The sequence below is a fragment of the Comamonas sp. w2-DMI genome (assembly GCF_040187735.1).
Taxonomy (GTDB): domain Bacteria; phylum Pseudomonadota; class Gammaproteobacteria; order Burkholderiales; family Burkholderiaceae_C; genus Comamonas; species Comamonas terrae.
Window position 1 is genome coordinate 39,951 of sequence record NZ_JBANEL010000012.1, and the last position, 15,375, is coordinate 55,325.

At 67.9% G+C, this 15,375-nt stretch carries 16 protein-coding genes; 9 read left to right on the forward strand and 7 right to left on the reverse strand.

Annotation, left to right across the window (positions count from 1 at the left end; translation table 11 throughout):
* Positions 1-176: 176 nt before the first annotated feature.
* Entirely contained in the window at positions 177-1,109 is a 933-nt protein-coding gene (locus V8Z74_RS13890; RefSeq protein ID WP_245633404.1) for a Bug family tripartite tricarboxylate transporter substrate binding protein, read from the reverse strand.
* 104 nt (positions 1,110-1,213) lie between these two features.
* Here V8Z74_RS13890 and V8Z74_RS13895 point away from each other — a divergent pair, with 104 nt between their 5' ends.
* Positions 1,214-1,411: a hypothetical protein gene (locus tag V8Z74_RS13895; protein ID WP_349709654.1), complete on the forward strand. Its 198-nt coding sequence runs from the start codon at positions 1,214-1,216 to the stop codon at positions 1,409-1,411.
* A 56-nt stretch (positions 1,412-1,467) separates the two neighbouring features.
* On the opposite strand, the gene V8Z74_RS13900 is transcribed toward V8Z74_RS13895, so the two are convergent.
* Together V8Z74_RS13900 and V8Z74_RS13905 are read right to left on the reverse strand one after the other, a co-directional pair.
* Positions 1,468-1,839, reverse strand: a complete 372-nt coding sequence (locus V8Z74_RS13900; protein WP_349709655.1) for a YXWGXW repeat-containing protein — start codon at positions 1,837-1,839, stop codon at positions 1,468-1,470.
* 271 nt (positions 1,840-2,110) lie between these two features.
* Positions 2,111-2,842: a helix-turn-helix domain-containing protein gene (locus tag V8Z74_RS13905; RefSeq protein ID WP_066480157.1), complete on the reverse strand. Its 732-nt coding sequence runs from the start codon at positions 2,840-2,842 to the stop codon at positions 2,111-2,113.
* A 116-nt stretch (positions 2,843-2,958) separates the two neighbouring features.
* Here V8Z74_RS13905 and V8Z74_RS13910 point away from each other — a divergent pair, with 116 nt between their 5' ends.
* Positions 2,959-4,887: an MFS transporter gene (locus V8Z74_RS13910; protein ID WP_349709656.1), complete on the forward strand. Its 1,929-nt coding sequence runs from the start codon at positions 2,959-2,961 to the stop codon at positions 4,885-4,887.
* Between the two features lie 4 nt (positions 4,888-4,891).
* On the opposite strand, the gene V8Z74_RS13915 is transcribed toward V8Z74_RS13910, so the two are convergent.
* Positions 4,892-5,662, reverse strand: a complete 771-nt coding sequence (locus V8Z74_RS13915) for a DUF3047 domain-containing protein (protein WP_349709657.1) — start codon at positions 5,660-5,662, stop codon at positions 4,892-4,894.
* A 197-nt stretch (positions 5,663-5,859) separates the two neighbouring features.
* On the opposite strand from V8Z74_RS13915, the gene V8Z74_RS13920 reads away from it, so the two are divergent.
* From V8Z74_RS13920 to V8Z74_RS13930, 3 genes are all read left to right on the forward strand, one after another.
* Positions 5,860-6,282, forward strand: a complete 423-nt coding sequence (locus tag V8Z74_RS13920) for a hypothetical protein (RefSeq protein WP_349709658.1) — start codon at positions 5,860-5,862, stop codon at positions 6,280-6,282.
* Between the two features lie 37 nt (positions 6,283-6,319).
* The gene (locus V8Z74_RS13925) at positions 6,320-7,102 is read left to right on the forward strand and encodes a DUF2145 domain-containing protein (RefSeq protein WP_349709659.1); all 783 of its coding nucleotides are present in this window, start codon (positions 6,320-6,322) and stop codon (positions 7,100-7,102) included.
* Positions 7,103-7,171: 69 nt separating this feature from the next.
* Complete coding sequence (locus tag V8Z74_RS13930) at positions 7,172-8,278, forward strand: serine endopeptidase (protein WP_349709660.1); 1,107 nt, start codon at positions 7,172-7,174, stop codon at positions 8,276-8,278.
* Here the strand turns inward: V8Z74_RS13930 and V8Z74_RS13935 are convergent.
* Positions 8,240-9,160, reverse strand: a complete 921-nt coding sequence (locus V8Z74_RS13935) for a LysR substrate-binding domain-containing protein (RefSeq protein ID WP_349709661.1) — start codon at positions 9,158-9,160, stop codon at positions 8,240-8,242. The two genes, V8Z74_RS13930 and V8Z74_RS13935, sit on opposite strands and share 39 nt — an antisense overlap.
* Before the next feature lie 129 nt (positions 9,161-9,289).
* On the opposite strand from V8Z74_RS13935, the gene V8Z74_RS13940 reads away from it, so the two are divergent.
* The 3 genes from V8Z74_RS13940 to V8Z74_RS13950 are packed head-to-tail and all read left to right on the forward strand — an operon-like array spanning position 9,290 to position 12,082.
* The gene (locus tag V8Z74_RS13940) at positions 9,290-10,321 is read left to right on the forward strand and encodes a zinc-dependent alcohol dehydrogenase (RefSeq protein WP_349709662.1); all 1,032 of its coding nucleotides are present in this window, start codon (positions 9,290-9,292) and stop codon (positions 10,319-10,321) included.
* A complete protein-coding gene (locus V8Z74_RS13945; RefSeq protein WP_349709663.1) occupies positions 10,318-11,049 on the forward strand; it encodes a hypothetical protein in 732 nt (243 codons plus the stop codon). The genes V8Z74_RS13940 and V8Z74_RS13945 overlap by 4 nt, the downstream gene beginning before the upstream one ends.
* Positions 11,050-11,071: 22 nt before the next feature.
* Positions 11,072-12,082 (forward strand): Bug family tripartite tricarboxylate transporter substrate binding protein, encoded by a 1,011-nt coding sequence (locus tag V8Z74_RS13950; RefSeq protein ID WP_349709664.1) that lies wholly within the window; start codon positions 11,072-11,074, stop codon positions 12,080-12,082.
* A 29-nt stretch (positions 12,083-12,111) separates the two neighbouring features.
* Here the strand turns inward: V8Z74_RS13950 and V8Z74_RS13955 are convergent, their stop codons facing one another.
* Positions 12,112-13,116 carry a Bug family tripartite tricarboxylate transporter substrate binding protein gene (locus V8Z74_RS13955; RefSeq protein ID WP_349709665.1) on the reverse strand — a complete coding sequence of 335 codons (1,005 nt, stop codon included), beginning with the start codon at positions 13,114-13,116 and terminating at the stop codon, positions 12,112-12,114.
* 23 nt (positions 13,117-13,139) lie between these two features.
* Positions 13,140-14,255 (reverse strand): aryl-sulfate sulfotransferase, encoded by a 1,116-nt coding sequence (locus V8Z74_RS13960; RefSeq protein ID WP_349709666.1) that lies wholly within the window; start codon positions 14,253-14,255, stop codon positions 13,140-13,142.
* Positions 14,256-14,368: 113 nt separating this feature from the next.
* Between V8Z74_RS13960 and V8Z74_RS13965 the strand changes: the two genes are divergently transcribed.
* Positions 14,369-15,319 (forward strand): LysR family transcriptional regulator, encoded by a 951-nt coding sequence (locus tag V8Z74_RS13965; protein WP_349709667.1) that lies wholly within the window; start codon positions 14,369-14,371, stop codon positions 15,317-15,319.
* The last annotated feature ends 56 nt before the right edge of the window (positions 15,320-15,375 follow it).

Below are 15,375 nucleotides of genomic sequence, written 5' to 3' on the forward strand. Positions count from 1 at the left end.
GCAGCAGATCGCTGGCAGGCGCAAGGAAAAATCGGAGCGCGAAAAGCCCATTCTCCCACCGTCCGTGCTCCATGAAAGCGGGCGCTGCCTGGGCCGGGGCCGCCAGGCAAGGGCCTAAGCCGGCCGCGCCGCCCCGCAGCGCCGGCGTGGGGGAGGCGGCGTAGCCGCTCAGGGGATCAGTCAATACTTATCTTGGCATCCTTGACGACCTTGGCCCATTTCAGGCGGTCTTCATGCACGGTCTTCCTGAATTGCTCCGGCGTTTCGATGCGGATGGTATTGCCCTGGGAGACAAAGCGTTCGCGGATCTCGGGCAGTTCCAGCACCTCATTGACCGCCTGGTTGAGCTTCTTGACGATGGCCGGGTCCGTGCCCTTGGGCGCGAAGATGCCGAACCAGATGGCGCTGTTGAAGCCCTTGGTGCCGGGCAGGCCGCTGGCGGCGATGGTCGGCACTTCCTTGACGGCATCCACGGGCTTGGCCGTGGTCACGCCCAGCAGGCGCACCTTGCCGGCCTTGTAGTGGGACAGCACGGTCTGCACCTGGTTCATGATGCAGCAGGTCTCGCCGCGCAGCACCGAGGTGATGGCCTCGGGGCCGCCCTTGTAGGGCACGTGGACCATGTCCAGGCCCAGGCGGGAGTTGAACTCGGCAAAGGCCATGTGGGTGCCGGCGCCGTTGCCGGTGGAGGCGTAGTTGTACTTGCCGGGGTGGGCCTTGACCTCGTCGACGAACTCCTTGAGGTTCCTGACGTTGATCACATTGGGGTTGATGGTCAGCACGTTGGCCACGTCCACCAGCGGCGCCACGGGCACGAAGTCGGCTTCCACGTCGAAGGGCAGCTTCTTGTACAGCGCGGCATTGCTGCCATGGGTGGCGGCCGTGCCGAAGTACAGCGTGTAGCCGTCGGGCTTGGCGCGGGCCACGAACTCGCTGCCGATGTTGCCGGCCGCGCCGGTCTTGTAGTCGATGATGATGGGTTGGCCCAGGCGCTGGCCCAGCGGTTCCTGCACCACGCGGCCGATCACGTCCACGCCGGAGCCCGCATTGAAGCCCATGATCAGCGTGATGGGCTGGTGGGGATAGCTGGCCGCCGCGTCGGCTGCCATGGCCGGCGGCGCGAAGGTACCCGTGGCAGCCGTGAGAGTCAGGGCCGAAAGCGCCAGGGCGCGGTAACCGGAGGTGAGGCGGGGCAGCAGACGCATGGAATGACGTGTCCAACAGAAAAATGAATAGGCGTTATTTTGAACACAATTTGATTTCTTTGTTCTATATGCTTATTCCATATAAAGAGCCGATTGCCGCGCATATGCGCAGCCTGCCGCGTGCCGGTTCTTCATCGGGCGCACTTCGTTTCGAGGCGGGGTGGCGAAGCGTAAAAAAGCCCTGCGCCGCAGGGCGCAGGGCTTGAAGGCTGCTGGCGGGCGATAGAAAACCAGCAGCCGGAGCAGAGAGGGGTCGGTTTGCTCAATGGCGGTACGGGCGACCGGGGCCGTAGTCCCAGCGGCCGGGCCTCCAGTCCCATCGGCCGCCATGCTGCACCCATTGGGGCTGGCGGTAGACATAGCCGGGGCGGGCCCTGACCCAGTGGCCCGGGCGCCACACATGGCGATGGCCGCGCGGCTCCCAGTAGCCGGACACCCATACATAGCCGTGGCGCGGGGCCGGCACCATTTCGCGGCGCATGGGCGGGGGAGCGCCGAATTGCACGCTCACGTAGGCGCCTGCGGGTTGGGCATGGGCCGGCATCGGCTGGGCCTGGGCGGTTCCGGCCATGGTCAGCAGCGACAGAGCGCCTGCGCCCAGGGCGGTATGGAAAGCGGTGCGAAGCGACATCATGGCAGTCCTCCTGTTTCTATGTCGGTCGGGGATCGGCGCACTGCAAGCGGGCCGGTCCATGGCTTTCATGGTGCAGGGGATGCGTCAACACATGGTTGCCGCAAGGCGAAGTCATGCAATGTTATGTGTCGCGTTGGTGAAGACCGGTTGCGAGCTGCTAACCAGCGTTAAATATGGCTGTATGCGGCGTGCAATAGGCGCTGGCAGCTATGGATAAATGAGTGAGACGGGCGCCGCTTCCAGCAGGCCAGCCGCGCCGCGGCACAGCGGGCTACCTTCGCAGCGCAGCAAAGGTCGAGAACTCCCATTTGCGCATGCCCAGCACCAGCGTATAGCCTTCGAGCTTCTTGGCGGCCAGGCGCTGGTCCTGCAGGTGCTGCTGCGAGAAGTCGTGGGCGACGCGCTGGATGCGCTCCACGAAGCTGGGCGCCAGGTGCGGGGCGATGGAGCCGTGCACCAGCAGCATGGTCTCGTCGTCGCCGTCGAAGCTGCCGCCGAAATAGTCGAGCACGGCGTTCTCGCGGAAATACTCCATCACCGGGCCGCGCGCCTGCCAGCGGAAGGTCTTGGCCAGGCGCAGCCGGTAGCGGTTGCCGGGGCGCAGCTCGATGATGCCGATGCGGTCCAGCTGGGCCAGGTAGCCTATGCCCTCGGTCTCGGAGATGCGGTAGGTGCTGACGATCTGCTCCAGCGTCCACTGGCTGAGCACGCAGATCGCGGTCAGCAGCAGCTTGCGGTCCGCCACCACGGCGGCTTCCTGCTCGCGCGTCATCTGCTGCAGCAGCGGGCGGCTGTCGGCCACGCTGCGCGCCAGGTCGGCAAAGTCCAGATGCAGGGCGCGGCAGATCTCGTCCACGCGCGACAGCGGCATGTCCCCCTTAGCCAGCATGCGTTTGACGCTGGACTCGGCCATGCCGATGGCCTGGGCCAGATCGGCATAGGTCATCTGGGCGGCCTTGAGTTCCTTCTTGAGGGCGGTGACGAGGTCGGCGGTAGTGCTCATGGGTATCGATTATGAATACTGGCCGGCGCGCTCCGCGCAGCTTGCGGGTGGAGGCGATACCTGTGGCAAAGGTCTTGGCACAATCGCGGTCATTCACCCACTCCAAGGACCCAGGCATGAGCGAGCCGGCATCGACCCACCCCAACCAGTTTGCCTTGCTGGGCCAGCGGCGCTTTGCGCCGTTCTTCTGGACCCAGTTCTGCGGTGCGGCCAACGACAACCTGTTCAAGTTCGCCTTCACGGTGATGGTGACCTACCAGCTCGGCGTGTCCTGGCTGCCGCCCTCCATGGCCGGGCTGGTGATCGGCGCGCTGTTCATCCTGCCGTTCCTGCTGTTCTCGGCCACTTCGGGCCAGCTGACGGACAAATGGGACAAGACGCGCATGTTCCGCCTCGTGAAGAACCTGGAAATCGCCATCATGCTGCTGGCGGCCTGGGGCTTTGTCTCGGCCAACGTGCCCGTGCTGCTGGGCTGCGTGTTCCTGATGGGCCTGCATTCCACGCTGTTCGGCCCGGTCAAGTTCGCCTACCTGCCCCAGGTGCTCAACGAGCGCGAACTCACGGGCGGCAACGGCATGGTGGAGATGGGCACCTTCGTGGCCATTTTGCTGGGCAATGTGGCCGGCGGCCTGCTGGTGGCCGTGCCCGAGGTCGGCCATGCCCAGGTGGCGCTGGCCTGCGTGGGGCTGGCCCTGGTCGGGCGGCTGTGCGCGCAGTTCATCACCCACGCGCCGGCCACCGATCCGGGCCTGGTCATCAACTGGAATCCGTTCACCGAGACCTGGCGCAATCTGCAGCTGGCGCGCGAGAAGCCCGTGGTGTTCCGCTCGCTGCTGGGCATCAGCTGGATGTGGTTCTTCGGCGCCGTGTTCCTGGCCCAGTTCCCGAGCTTTGCCAAGGAAGTGCTGCATGGCGACGAGCATGTGGCCTCGCTGCTGCTGGTGATTTTTTCGATCGGCATCGGCATCGGCTCGCTGCTGTGCGAGGTATTCAGCCGCCGCCACGTGGAGATCGGCCTGGTGCCGCTGGGCGCCATCGGTATGAGCGTGTTCGCCATCGACCTGTACTTTGCCGCGCGGGCGCTGCCGGCCTCCGATCTCATGGGCGTGGGCGCCTTCTTCGCGCAGCACCGCCACTGGCGCGTGATGCTGGACCTGGGGCTGCTGGCGCTGTCGGCCGGCATCTACAGCGTGCCCATGTACGCGCTGATCCAGATGCGCAGCCAGCCCACGCACCGCGCGCGCATCATCGCGGCCAACAACATCCTCAACGCCTTGTTCATGATCGCCTCCAGCGTGCTGGCCGGCGCGCTGCTGTCCGCCGGCCTGAGCATTCCGCAGGTGTTCCTGGCCACCGGCATCGCCAACGCCGTGGTGGCGCTGTACGTGTTCCTGCTGGTGCCCGAATACCTGCTGCGCTTCGTGGCCTGGGTTGCCACCCACTTCATCTACCGCTTCAGGGTGCGCGGCGACGAGAACATTCCCGCCGACGGCCCGGCGGTGCTGGTCTGCAACCACGTGAGCTTTGTCGATGCCATCCTGCTCATGGCCGCCAGCCCGCGGCCCATCCATTTCGTGATGGACTACCGCATCTTCCAGCGCCCGGTGCTGGGCTGGCTGTTCAGGCTGGCCAAGGCCATTCCCATCGCCCCCCACAAGGAAGATCCTGCGACCTACGAGGCGGCCTTTGCGCGCTCGGCCGAAGTGCTGCGCGAGGGCGACCTGCTGGCCATCTTCCCCGAGGGGGCGATCACCAGCGACGGCCGGCTGCAGCCGTTCAGGGCCGGCATCATGAAGATCCTGGAGCAGGCGCAGCGCGACGGCCTGGCCGTGCCCGTGGTCCCCATGGCGCTGACCAACCTCTGGGGCTCGTTCTTCAGCCGCATCGAAGTGCGCGGCGGCCGCAACGTGGCCATGGTCAAGCCGCTGCGCCGCGGCTGGCTCAACCCCGTGGGGCTGGAGGTGGGCACCGCCGTGCCGGCCCCGCAGGTCTCGCCCGAGCTGCTGCAGCAGCGCGTGGCCGGTCTGCTGCAGCAGCCGCAGTGAGCTTTTACGGGCCGAGGTGGATATCGCCCATGTAGGCCAGGCCGCTGCCATGGGTGTTGTCCGAATCGGCCGAGACGGTGATGTCGATGACGGCCGGCATGCCGGCGGATTCGTCGCCAAAGGCCTGGGCATAGTCGGCGGCCAGGTCCCGGCTTTCGGACATCCATCGGCCCAGATGCGTGCTGCCGCTTTGCAGCACGATGAAGCGCATGCGGTGGGTGAAGGCGTTGTGCAGCTGCGTGCCCACGGGCAGCTGGTTGTCCCAGACGTAGCACAGGGTTTCGGCGGGAATGCGCTCGCCGGTATGGATCTGGCCCAGGCGCAGCCTGGCGCGCTCGCCAAAGCCCAGCCGGGAGCGGTCGAAGTCGAAGGACACGCACAGCTTGAGCGCTGCATCGTCGCCGGAGCGGCTGCGGATGTCGGCCTTGGCGACCAGCTGATCCACGCGCCAGCGCCAGCTCAGCCGCAAGGCAGCCGCCGCGCCATTCACGGCCGCGGGCAGAGGATAGACCAGGTTGCCGTAGGCATCCGAAGTGCTCACGCGCAGCACATGCTCGCCGTCGAGACTGGCGATGCCGAACTGCGTGGGCGACTTGCCGGGCAGCGTGGCAAAGTGCCAGGGCGCCGGCAACGGCCCCTCGGGCAACTGCGAAAACGCGATCTGGCCGGCGCTTTGCGGGCGCTGGCTTTCGGCCCATGCCGGGGCGCCGGCCAGCAGCAGTGCAAGAGCGGCATGGCCGGGCAGGAGCTTCCAGGCGGGCAGGATGTTCGGCATGGTCAGGACAGGAAAGTATCAAAAACCGATACCCAAGGAGGATTGGCAAGCCAACTGAGACAATCTTCGCCGGGATCGGGCGCGGCAACGCGATGATTCGCAGCACCGCAGCCATGGCGCCGCGGCAAATTTCAACAACAGGAGCATTTTTGTGATCAACGCCTCGGCTTTCACCCGTTCTTTTCGCAACAGTTTGTGTGCCCTGGGCATGGCTTGCGCTTTGGGGGGGGGCCGGTTCCGCACAGGCCCAGAGCGAGACCTCGCTGGCGCTGTCGGCCCTGCCCGTGGCCTCAGTGGTGACGGTAGCGGCCTCGGGAGGCAACTCGCAGGAGGCGGCCGCCGTGCCGCTGTTCCTGGCCGCAGGCGGCGTGTCGCTGGTCGTGGCGGGCGTGGAGGCCAGTGCCAAGGGCGTGAAATACGTGCTCAAGAACACGGCCGACGGCGTCTCCGCCGTGGTGGAAGTTTCGGGCAATGCCGCCGGCGCCCTGTCTGTCGGCGTGGGCACCGTGGTGGAGACCAGCGCCATCGGTGCCGGCGTGATCCTGTCGACGGCCGGCAAGGTGCTGGCCTTCATCCCCAACGAGATCGGCAAGGCCTTGCTGCACAGCGAGCGCCTGTAACACTTCAGAGGGAAACGACACCATGCATCACCCATGGATGACGACAGTTGCCGCCGCGCTGCTGGCCTGCGCGGGCCTGGCCCATGCGGGCCGCAGCTGCGAGAACAAGCCCCTGACGCCGGAAACCATGGCCAGGGGCCTGGATCTGGCGCAGCGCACGGCCCAGGCGCTGGACGCCGAATACCGCAGGAACGGCACCCAGGTGGTGCTGCTGGCACGCAAGGGCCAGGACCTGAGCAACTACAACCTCGTGTATTCGCACTACGGCTGGGTGTACCGCACGCCCGAGGGCCCCTGGCGCGTGGTCCACAAGCTCAATGAATGCGGCACGGCCGGCGGCCATGTGTACCGCCAGGGCCTGGGCGAGTTCTTCCTGGACGACCTGTGGCGTTACGAGGCCGGCCTGCAGATTCCCGCGCCGGCCGTGCAGCAGGCGCTGCTGCAGTTCCTGACCCGTCCGCAGACCGTGCTGCGCATGCAGAGCGAGCCCTACAGCATGGTCAGCTATGCCTGGGGCCAGCGCTACCAGCAGTCCAACCAGTGGGCCACGGAAACGCTGGCGGCCGCCATGGAGCCCGCTACCGTGCAGCGCCGCGACCAGGCCCAGGCCTGGCTGCAGTTCAAGGGCTATGAGCCGAGCACGCTCACCATCCGGGCCCTGACGCGCCTGGGCGGGCGAATGACGGCGGCCAACATCGCTTTCGACGACCATCCCAACGACAAGCGCTATGCCAGCCGCATCGAGACCGTGACCGTGGATTCCGTCACCCAGTGGCTGGAGCGCACGCAGATGGCGCAGCCGGTGCGCGTGCTGCAGTAATCCTATAAAAAAAAGGATCGAGCGCTTGTCCGTCAAGCGCCAGCAGCTATCACAAAAGGAGTTCTGGGTATGAGCAAATCCCTGCGTCTGCCGGAAAAATGGTTCCGCCGCGGCCTCTGGCTGGTGGCCGTGGCCTTTGCCTTTTTCCTCATCGGCCTGGGCGGCCTGGTGGTGGGCAACCTGCCCCGGGTGGAGCATACGCAAAGCGTGGAGGACTTCATTCCTGCGGCCGATGCCCAGCGCGTCAAGGCGCAGCGGGCGCAGGCGCAGGCCGCGCAGCGCCAGGCCGACAAGGCCCGCGACACGGCGCAGCTGCAGTTCGATGCGCAAAGGGCGCGCTACCAGTCGGCGCGCGAGACCTTCGACAACTGGGTGGCCACGCGCCGCGCCACCGCGCGCCCCGAACAGGATGCGGAGCTGATGGCGCGCACCCAGGCGCTGGACGCGCTCAAGCAGGCGGAGAACCAGGCCCGCCAGGCACTGGAGGCGCAGGAACAGGCCAGCCTGGCGGCTTCGCAGGCCGTGGCCCATGCCGAAGCCGAGCAAAGTGCGCTGCGCGATGCGGCCCAACCCCAGTGGCAGTCGGCCATGCGCGCCATCGAGCTGCGCGTCTTCCTCTACCGCCTGGCCATCACGCTGCCCCTGCTGGTGGTGGCGGGCTGGCTGTTCGCCAGAAAGCGCAGGAGCACCTGGTGGCCTTTTGTCTGGGGCTTCATCTTCTTTGCGCTGTTTGCCTTCTTCGTGGAGCTCGTGCCCTATCTGCCCGACTACGGCGGCTATGTGCGCTACATCGTGGGCATCGTGGTCACGGTGCTGCTGGGGCGCTATGCCATCCTGGCGCTGAACCGCTACCTGGAGCGGCAGAAGCTGCAGGAAGCCCTGCCCGAGGTGCAGCGCCGCGAGGAGCTGAGCTACGACGTGGCGCTGGAGCGGCTGTCCAAGAGCGTGTGCCCGGGCTGCGAGCGTCCCGTGGACCTCAAGAACACCGAGATCGACTTCTGCCCGCACTGCGGCATCGGCCTGTTCGACCGCTGCGGCCATTGCCATACGCGCAAGAGCGCCTTCTCGCGCTTTTGCCATGCCTGCGGCACGCCGGCCGGCAAGGCGGTGCACACGGGCCCCGCCGCCGTCGATGCCTCAGCGGGCCAGATGGAGCCGCCCGGCCAGGCCGTGTAGTTCGCGGGCCGCAGCCCGGGCCACGCTGGCCAGGACCGGGTTGCCCTGCAGGGCCTGCGGCGCGGCCAGCACGGCCAGCCGGCTGCTGTGGCGCGCTGCCTGCAGCGGCCTGAACACCAACTGCCCCCGGTACAGCGTGGCAAACGATGAAGGCACGATGGCCACGCCCAGGCCGCAGGCCACCAGGGCCAGCACATTGACGAGCTGGCCGGCCTCGTGGCGTATCAGCGGCGTGAACCCGGCTTCCGCGCACAGCGCCACCGTGCGGTCGAAGTAGTCGGCGTCCTGGTAGCGGGCAAAGCCCACAAAGGGCAGGCGGGCGGCGGCCTGCAGGTCGAGAGGCTCATCGCCCGAGGCCAGCGCATGCGATGGCGGCACGGCCAGGCAGTAGGGGTCCTCGATGCTGGCGACCTCCAGCGCGTCGGCATCCTGGTTGCCGGGGCGGGCAAACCCTAGTTCCAGCTCGCCCTGGCGCAGGGCCTGCTGCTGGCGCGACGAAATCATTTCCCGTGCCTCGATCTGCACCTCCCACCCGGCCTGCTCAACGGCCCGCAGCAGGCCCGGCAGCAGCGACTGCATGGCCGATGGCACCAGACCCAGGCGCAGCACGGCCTGGCCGTGGCGCTTGCGCTCGCGGGCGCGCAGCGGCGCTTGCTGGGCGCGGGCCAGGATAGCGCGTGCGTCCTCCAGCAGCGATTCGCCCGCCGCGGTCAGCTGCATGCCGCGCGGCAGGCGCGTGAACAGCGGGGTGCCGACCTCGTCCTCCAGCTGCTTGAGCTGCTGCGACAGCGGGGGCTGGGCGATGAAGAGCTTGCGCGCGGCCCGGCTGACATTGCCTTGCTCGGCCACGGCCACGAAATAGCGCAGATGCCGGAGTTCCACGATGCGGATATTTCCATATTCAAGAGATATGGAATCGATATTAATTCGGTGTTGGACGTATGGATAGGCCGGACGCACACTGCAACCCCTGTTCTTATGGATGCGCATGCAGGACATGCGCCGTGCACCATGCAAGCTCTGCAGAAAACCGAGGCCGGCCAGGGCCTGCATCTCAACGACGTGCCAATGCCCGAACCCGGTGCGGGCGAAGTGCTGGTGCGCGTGCATTCCACCGGGGTGTGCGGCACGGACCTGCACATCGATGCGTGGACGGCCAGCTACCACTTCCTCGCGGCGGCGCTGCCCGTCACCGTGGGGCATGAGTTCAGCGGCACGGTCGTGGCGCAGGGCGAAGGCGCCGACAGCCTGCCCGTGGGCCAGCTGGTGGCCGTGCGTCCTTCGGTGACCTGCGGACGCTGCGACCGCTGCCGGGCTGGCGATTTCGATGCCTGCACCACGCGCCGCGGCATCGGCGTCATGCGCGACGGCGGCTTTGCCGAATATGTGGCCGTGCCGCTGCGCAACTGCGTGGCGATTCCGCAAGGGGTGGACGCCGAGGTCGCGGCGCTGGCCGAACCGCTGACGGTGAGCTACGAGGCCGTGCGCACGGGTGGCGTGGCGCCCGGCGACAGGGTGCTGGTGCTGGGGCCGGGCAATATCGGCCAGGGCATTGCCCTGTTCGCACGCGCCGCCGGCGCCGCCCGGGTGGTGGTGGCCGGCCATGGCGATGCGGCGCGGCTCGATGTGCTGCGCTCCATGGGCTTTGACGAGGTGCTCGATCTTGAGGGGAAAAACATCGATGAAACCCTTGATGCACATGCGAAGAGTGCTCTCTTTGATGTAGTGATCGAAGCCACGGGCGCCGCGGCGGTGCTGGCGCCGGCCATGCGGGTGCTCAAGACCCATGGCGTGCTGGTGATCGCCGGCATCCATGCCGCGCCCGTACCCATAGACCTCACCGCCCTGGTGCGCCGCCATCAGCAGCTGCGCGGCTCGTATCGCGCTCCCGAACGCTGCTGGGGCGAGGTGGTGGCCTTCATGCAGACCCACCAGGAGCAGCTGCGCCGCATGATTACCCACCGCGTGCCGCTGGACCGCGCCGCGGACGGCTTTGCGCTCGCGCGCGCGCGCCAGGCCAGCAAGGTGCTGGTGCAGCCATGAGTGCGGACAGGGGCAGCGCCTTTCTGGCCCTGTGGAACGGCATAGACCATGGAGAGGTGCGTGCCGAATACGAAGCCTGGCACACCTTCGAGCATGTGCCGGAGCGCGTGGGCCTGCCCGGCTTTGTCTACGGCCGCCGCTATGCGGGGGAGGATGGCTATTTCACGCTGTACGGGCTCCAGTCCCTGGCCGCGCTGGATTCGCCGGCCTATGCCGATGTGATTGCCAATCCCACGCCCTGGTCCGAGCGCATGCGGCCCCGGCTCAGCGCCTTTGTGCGCCGGCCCTGCGTGCTGCAGGCGCAGGCCGGCTCGTCCTGGGGCACGGCACTGACCACGATGATGGCCACCACGGCCGACCCCGAAGCCTGGAGTCTGCTTGCCGCGCAGGCGCTGGAGCAGGCCGTGCAGCAAGGGCGGCTGCTGCGCGCCATGGCCGGCCTGGTGCCTGCCGAGCGTTCGCTGCGCTACCCCGTGGGCGGGGAGCGCATTGCCGAGCCCGTGGCCGGCGAGACCACGGTGGTCCTGCTGGCCGAGCACATCGATGAAGAGGCTTGCACGCAGGGGGGGCAATGGTGGTCCGGGCGCATGCAGGGCCTGCATCTGGGCGAACCCCGCAAGGCCTTGTTCCGGCTGCAGAGCCATGTGGAGCGCGCGCAACTGCCGGTGCCAGCAGCCGGGCGCAGGGCACCGCTGCCGGATTTGATGGCACGCTACGCTATTCGATGAAGATTTTTCCGGAGACATTGCAATGAAAACAAAACCCGCATCCCCTTTGCTGCGCCGCACGGCCTTGCTGCTGTGCGCGGCAGCGGCCTTGCCTTGGGGCGCGATGGCGCAAGCCAGGAGCGACAGCAAGGGCGACTGGCCCACGCGCCCGCTGCGCCTGATCGTGGGCTATGCCAGCGGTTCCTCGCCAGACGTGCAGGCGCGGCTGCTGGCCGAGCCCCTGGGCAAGGCGCTGGGCCAGCCCGTGGTGGTGGAGAACAAGGGCGGTGCCAGCGGCAACATCGGCGCGGATGCCGTGGCCAAGGCCACGGACGGCCACACCATCGGGGTGATCGGCAACGGTCCGCTGACCAGCTCCAAATACCTCTATCCCAAGCTGCCCTACGACCCGATCAAGGACCTGGCGCCTCTGGCCATGATCGGCTCGGCGCCGCTGGTGCTGGTGGCGCCGCATGCGGCGGCTGCCGATGTGCCGGGCTATTTCAAGGCGCTCAAGGGTGGTGGGGGCGGCGGCCAGGGCAACTATGGCTCGGTGGGCACGGGCTCGGGCGGCCATCTGGGCGTGGAGCTGATCAAGGAGGCCATGGGGCTGGACATGCTCCACGTGCCCTACAACGGCGGCCCGGCCGTGGTGAATGCGCTGCTCGGCGGGCAGGTGCAGATGGCGCTGCTGCCGGCATCCACCGTGATGCCGCTGGTGCAGTCGGGCAAGCTGGCCGCGCTGGCTGTCAGCTCCAGCAAGCGCAGCCCGCTGGCGCCCGGTGTGCCGGCCATGCCCGAGGTGGGCGCCGGTCAGGTGGATATCGAGGTGTGGAATGCCGTCATGGCGCCGGCTTCCATGCCCGCCGACCACCGCGCCAGGCTGGCGCAGGCGCTGGAGAAAATTCTTCATTCGCCCGAAATCCGCAGCAAGCTGCTGGCCCAGGGCTGGCGCATCGACGATACCAGCGCCGCGTCCCTGGAGCGGCGCATCCGGAGCGATTCCAAGGTCTACGGCGACCTCATCGCGCAAAAGCACATCCGGATCGAATGATGTGAATCGAAGCCGGGCCAGCCTGCGACTCAGTCCATGCGTATGCGCGCCTTGCGGATGGTGCTCTCGAGCACTGTCTTCTCCTGCTCCAGGTAGGCGGCGAACTGCGGCTGGGTCATGCGCAGGGGCTTGAAGCCGGCTTCAGCCAGCTTTCTGCCCATGTCCGCCTCGGCCAGCACGGCGGTGGTTTCCCGGGCCAGGCGCTCGACGATGCGGGCATCGGTATGGGCCGGCACCAGCAGGCCCTGCCAGGCTTCGACGTCCAGCGCCTGCAGCGCCGGCGTCTCCGACAGGCTGGGTGTCTGCGGCAGCGTGGCCACGCGCTGGCGCGAGGTCACGCCCAGGCCCCTGACCTTGCCCTCCAGGACAAAGGGCTGGACCAGGGCCACGGGCAGCACGGCCAGGTCGATCTGGCCGCCGGCCAGCTCGGTGAGCACCTGGGGGCCGGACTTGTAGGGCACATGCACCAGTTCGATGCCGGCCAGTTGCTGGATCAGCTCGCCGGTCAGGTGCAGGCTGGTGCCGATGCCGTCGGTGCCGAAGGTCAGCCGCCCCGGATGCTGGCGAGCCAGCTGCAGCAGATCGTCCGCGCTGCCGGCCGCGAGGCCGGGGCGTGCGACCAGGGCAAAGACCGAGGAGGCCACGGGCGCCACGGGCAGCAGCTCGCGCAGGCCGTCGTAGCGGAACCTGCCCGGCGATACCAGCGGCGCGATGGTCACCGGGCTGGCCACGCCGAACAGCAGCGTGTAGCCGTCGGGCCTGGCCCTGATCACACGCTGCGTGGCGATGGTGCCCGAGGCGCCGACGGTGTTCTCGATGACCACGGGCTGGCCCAGGCGCTCGGCCAGGCGCGGCATCACCAGGCGGGCGGCCACGTCCACGCTGCCGCCGGGCGCAAAGGGCACGACCACGGTCAGGGGCTGTGCCGGCCAGGCCGGTGCGGCCGCTCCGGCTGCCCGGACCACGACCGGCGCGGTCGTCAGCAGCGGAGCGCCCAGCGCCAGCGCGGTGAATTGTCTGCGTCGTAAAGGCATGATGGCTCCTGCTCTGTGGTGTTTCAACGGGCCAGCCAGGGCAGTTGTCCGGCACTGTAGCGCCAAGTCTGGAACACGGTGTTCAGGCGCCCGGGCCCGGTGCGGCGCGCGGCGGCGTCGGGGTATTCGCCGAACCAGGGCAGGATGAACTCCCAGACCACCTCGCCCTGGGGCGTGACTTCGAACAGGCGGCCGGTGGCCGATTCGGTGATGTGGGTGTTGCCGTTCCACAGCCGCTGGGCATTGCCCATGAAGGCGGTGTAGAAGGCATTGACCATCTCGTCCTGGTAGCTCCAGGCCACTTCGTGCGTGGCCGGGTCGATCTCCAGCACCCGCGAGAAGGCCACATGGGCGCCTTCGCGGAAGTTGCCGTTGTCGAAGGTCAGGATGCGGCCGTTGGGAAGCGGCACGGGCGCGTGCTGGTGCGAGACCACCGAGGGCGGGATGTGCAGTGTCACGGCGCCGCTGGCCTTGTCCACGCCGATGATGCCCGAGGTGGTGCGCAGGCTCATGAGCACGCTGCCGTCGCCCGCCACGGCCAGGCCGTTGACCAGCGGCCAGTGGTAGCGGCCGAAGCCCGGATGGATGGGAAAGTCCTCGGGATCGAGGTGTTCCCAGGCCTTCCATTCCCAGACCAGGCGGCCCGAGCGGTCCACCTCGCGGATCACGTCCGCATACATCACTTCATCGGGGCCGTGGGCCGTGCCCCCGGGCACGCGCTCGGCAAAGCCGGGCGGCACGGGCGCGCAGGCCGCGTACAGCAGATGGCCGTTGGGCAGCCACTGCGCATCGTGGTGGTGGGCCGGGTCCTGGTAGCGCCAGACCACTTCGCCGCCGGGCGTGACCTCGTAGAAATCACCGCCATGCCACATGGACCAGGGCGCATAGAGATCGGGAGAGTCGGGATGGTTTCCGTTGTAGCCCAGGTTGCCGTTGGGCAGGATGACCGCATGGCGGCCAGCGCGCACGGGCAGCTGCCATTCATGGGCCACGCGGCCCTCGATGTCGATCAGGTAGACACGGCCGTTGGCGGTCTGGGGGGCGATCAGCGTATAGCCGCCGGCGCTGAGGGCGGGATCGTGCGCGATGAGACCGGTGCCGCGGCGGCGCTGGGTGACTTGGTCGACAGTGGTGGCCATGCAGTTCTTTCTGGGACAGGAAACGGTGACAGGCGCCACTCTAGAAGTTCGCTAGCGTCAGGAATAGCTGTTTGTTTTTGAAGAGGCGTAAAGAAAAAATTTACACTCGGCCCATGCCCGCAATTTCCCAGGCCTTTCGGTGCTTTGACGAGGTGGCGCGCCGCGGCTCGGTGCGCAAGGCCTCGGCCACGCTGCATCTGACGGCGGCGGCTGTCAACCAGCAGATCCTGAATCTGGAGGCGCAAGTGGGCCTGCCGCTGTTTGACCGCCTGCCGCGGGGCATGCAGCTGACTGCAGCGGGCGAGATCGTGCTGGCGGCCGTGCGCCGCAGCCAGCGTGACTTCGACAATGCGCTGGCCCAGGTCGAGGACCTGCAGGCCCTGCGCCGCGGCCATGTAAGCGTGGGCGTCTCCCATGCCACGGCCGAATACCTCGTGCCCCAGGTGATCGCGGCCATGCACGGCCGCTATCCGGACATCAGCTTCAGCGTGCGCGCGGGCATAGGCGAGGAGCTGCTGCGTGGCGTGGCCCAGGGCGAGATCGACGTGGCCTACTGCCTGCGGCGTACGCCGCCGGCGGGCGTGGAGGAGATGCGCTCCTGGCCGCTGCCGCTGGGCGTGGTGATGGCGCCAGACCATCCGCTGCGCACGCGACCGCGCCTGCTGCGCCTGCGCGACTGCCTAGCCTATCCGCTGATCCTGATGGCGCCCGACATGGAGCTGCGCAGCATGCTGGAGCGCCTGGATGGCGGTGCGCTGGGGCAGACGCGGCCGCTGGTGGAGACCAGCTCCGTGCCCATGGCGCGCCGGCTGGTGGCGCGCAGCGCGGCGCTGGGCTTCATGGTGCCGGACAACGTGGCCGAGGATGTGGCGGCCGGCCGCCTGGTCTGGCGCGCGCTGCACGACGCGGGCGCGCAGCTGCACAGCTGCGCCTACCAGCGCACGGGCTATGCCATGGCTGCAGCCATGGAGATGTTCCTGGCGGAACTGGAGCGTGCGGCGGACGAGCTGAAGGCGCGCTTTGAAACCGGGGTCTCGTGGTCGCTGGGCGATCTGGCTGTCTGACCATCAGCGACTCCCGGGGGCGTAGCCCCAGGGCAGGGCGAGCGGCCCTTGCAGGC